This is a genomic window from Roseateles sp. (assembly GCF_031397715.1).
Taxonomy (GTDB): domain Bacteria; phylum Pseudomonadota; class Gammaproteobacteria; order Burkholderiales; family Burkholderiaceae_C; genus Paucibacter_A.
In genome coordinates this window covers 1-2,962 of record NZ_JANNMI010000154.1, presented here as the reverse complement: position 1 = coordinate 2,962, position 2,962 = coordinate 1, and the positions used below count along the sequence as shown (strand labels likewise).

The following is a 2,962-nucleotide window of genomic DNA, read 5'->3' as shown; positions in this document are numbered from 1 at the left end:
CGTGCTGATGCACATCGGCTACAAGATGACGATGGGCTCCAATACCTTCTACACGGCCTACTCCAAGCTTGACGACAAGACCAGCTTCAACGCCGATACCCAGTCTTACGGTGCCGCTTACACCTACTCCTTCTCCAAGCGCACCGATGTCAACGTGGTGCTGACCCACTTCGACAACAAGGGTCTGGGCCAGTTGGCTCCCGGTCAGGCTGGCTTTCTGGGCGGCGTGACCACCAGTGCCGGCACCGACTCCAACAGCTTTGCCGTGGGCCTGCGTCACCGCTTCTGATGGAATCATCACCTCGGGGGCGCCTGGTTTGAGCGCTCTTGACTTGAACGGCGGGCCGCAATGCGGCCCGTTTTCAGTTGAGCCGGAGGCTTTGGTGCGCACTCGATCTTCGTATACTGAGGCGATGCCCCTGAAATTTCATCTTTTGCCTCGCTCCATTGCCCAGCTCGCACTCTCGCTGGGCTTGCTCGGCCTGCTGTTTGGATGCGCTGCACCGACACCAAAACCCGACTCCCAGGACCCGATGCCGAGCAGCTTGGTCGAATGGTCCGCCCGTGAGTTGCCGGGCAAGCAAAAGACCCAATACGCTTTTGCGCGCCGCGCCGGGCGCGACTGCGTGCTGGCCAAGGCCGTGCAGTCGGTCAGCCTGTGGCGGCGGCCGCTGAAGATTGCGACGGAGCAAGTCGAAGCGCTGCAATTTGATTGGTGGATACATCAGCTGGAGGTGCGTGCCACGGTCGCCGAGGCAGATACCGATGACGCGCCGGCGCGCCTGCTGCTGGGTTTTGATGGTGATTCAAGCAAGCTGTCGTTGCGCAATCGGATGCAGTTTGAGTTGGTGGAGACCTTGACCGGCGAGGCCCCGCCTTTCGCGACGCTGATGTATGTCTGGGATGCCAGTGCCGCCCCCGAGACCGTCATCATCAGCTCGCGCAGCGATCGCATCCGCAAGATCGTCGTGGGCTCGGGCAAGCAGGGCTTGGGCAGTTGGCAACGCCTGCGGCGTGATGTGCGAGCCGACTTTCACAAGGCCTTCGGTGAAGCGCCCGGCACCTTGACCTCAATGGCCATGATGACGGATGGGGACAACACCGGCAGTCGTGCCGAGGCCTGTTACGGCAGCATCTTGCTGCTTGATTCGATGCAGCGAACCCTGGGCGGAAGCCTGCAGCTCTGAACCCTGCCACGTTGCGACATGAGCTCTGCTAAGTGCTTACCCGTTTGTGGCGCGGCAAGCTCTTGGCCATCATGTCGCAGCTTTCCTGACGGGATAAGGTCCGGTCAATCCAAATTCTGTCCTCTGGCTGCCGGCGCCATGCGTCGCTCGTCCGGCAGCCCAATGTAAGCCCTCCAGTACATGCTAGTTTTCATTCTCAGACGCCTCGCCCAAGCCATCATCGTGATGCTGACGGTGGCCTTCATTGCCTTCATGTTGTTCCAGTATGTGGGCGATCCCGTCACCAATTTGCTCGGCCAGGATGCCACCGAGGAGCAGCGCATCGCGCTGCGCAAAGACCTGGGTTTGGACGCACCGTTTCCGGTCCAGTTCGCCCGCTTCATTGGCAATGCCGTGCAAGGCGAGTTCGGGCTCAGCCTGCGCCAAGGCCGCAAGGTCTCCAGCCTGATCGTCGAGCGCTTCCCCGCTACCTTGGAATTGTCGATGGTGGCGGGCCTGATTGCGCTGGGCGTGGGCATTCCGCTGGGCGTGTATGCGGCGCTGCGGCGTGGCCGGGCGAGCTCGCAACTGCTGATGATGTTCTCGCTCTTGGGCGTCTCGCTGCCGACCTTTTTGATCGGTATCTTGCTGATTCTGGTGTTCGCGGTGTGGCTGAAATGGTTGCCCAGCTTTGGCCGCGGCGACGTGGTCGCTTTTGGCACTTGGACCACCGGGCTGCTGACTGCCGATGGCCTGCGCCACGTCTTGCTGCCGGCGATCACCTTGTCGGTGTTCCAGCTGACGCTGATCATGCGTTTGGTGCGCTCCGAGATGCTGGAAGTGCTGCGCACCGACTACATCAAGTTCGCCCGCGCACGCGGTTTGAGCAACCGCAGCGTCTATTTCGGCCACGCGCTGAAAAACACGCTGGTGCCGGTGATCACCATCACCGGCCTGCAGCTCGGCTCCTTGATCGCCTTCGCCATCATCACCGAGACGGTGTTCCAGTGGCCCGGCATGGGGCTCTTGTTCATCCAGGCAGTGCAGTTTGCCGACATCCCGGTGATGGCGGCCTATCTGTGCCTGATCTCTTTCATCTTTGTGACCATCAATTTGTTGGTGGACTTGCTTTATTTCGCGGTGGATCCGCGCTTGCGTGTCGAGGGCAAGGCGCATTGATATTGCCCTCCTAATCCCGTCTTTTAGCCGAGTCCACCCCCGCATGAGTTCACTTTCTTCTTCCCCGGCTGCGCCAGGGGCTTTCAGCCGCTTTTTTGCCGGCGATGTCTGGCATTCGTTTCGCTCCTCGCCGGTGGCGATGGTGGCGGCGCTGATCGCCTTCCTGTGCATCTTCTGCGCGCTGTTTGCGGAAGTGATTGCGCCGCACAACCCCTTTGATCTGGCCTCGCTGGAGCTGATGGATGCACGCCTGCCGCCCGCCTGGATGGAGGGCGGTAGCAGCAAATACCTGCTCGGCACCGACGACCAGGGCCGCGATCTGCTGTCGGCGCTGATGTATGGCGCGCGCATCTCGCTGTTCGTCGGCTTTGCCTCGGTGCTGCTGTCGATGACGATCGGCGTCGGCTTAGGGCTGCTGTCGGGTTTTGTCGGCGGCAAGATCGACGCCTTCATCATGCGCATCTGCGATGTAATGCTGTCCTTCCCGTCGATCCTGATCGCTTTGTTGATCGACGGCGTGGGCCGGGCGATGTTCCCGAACGCGCATGACAGCCTGGCGTTTCTGGTTTTGATCTTGGCGATTTCGCTGACCGGCTGGGTGCAGTACGCGCGCACCG

General features: G+C 61.2%; 4 protein-coding genes. All 4 read left to right on the top strand.

The features are described from left to right. Positions 1 to 289 (top strand): porin (locus tag RMO57_RS06750; RefSeq protein ID WP_310385305.1); only part of this gene is annotated, 289 nt, incomplete at its 5' end. A gap of 124 nt (positions 290 to 413) precedes the next feature. Beyond that, a complete protein-coding gene (locus RMO57_RS06745; protein WP_310385304.1) occupies positions 414 to 1,187 on the top strand; it encodes a DUF3047 domain-containing protein in 774 nt (257 codons plus the stop codon). A gap of 180 nt (positions 1,188 to 1,367) precedes the next feature. Then, positions 1,368 to 2,345, top strand: a complete 978-nt coding sequence (locus RMO57_RS06740) for an ABC transporter permease (RefSeq protein WP_310385303.1) — start codon at positions 1,368 to 1,370, stop codon at positions 2,343 to 2,345. A 43-nt stretch (positions 2,346 to 2,388) separates the two neighbouring features. Further along, a partial coding sequence (locus tag RMO57_RS06735) for an ABC transporter permease (RefSeq protein WP_310385302.1) occupies positions 2,389 to 2,962 on the top strand: 574 nt, incomplete at its 3' end.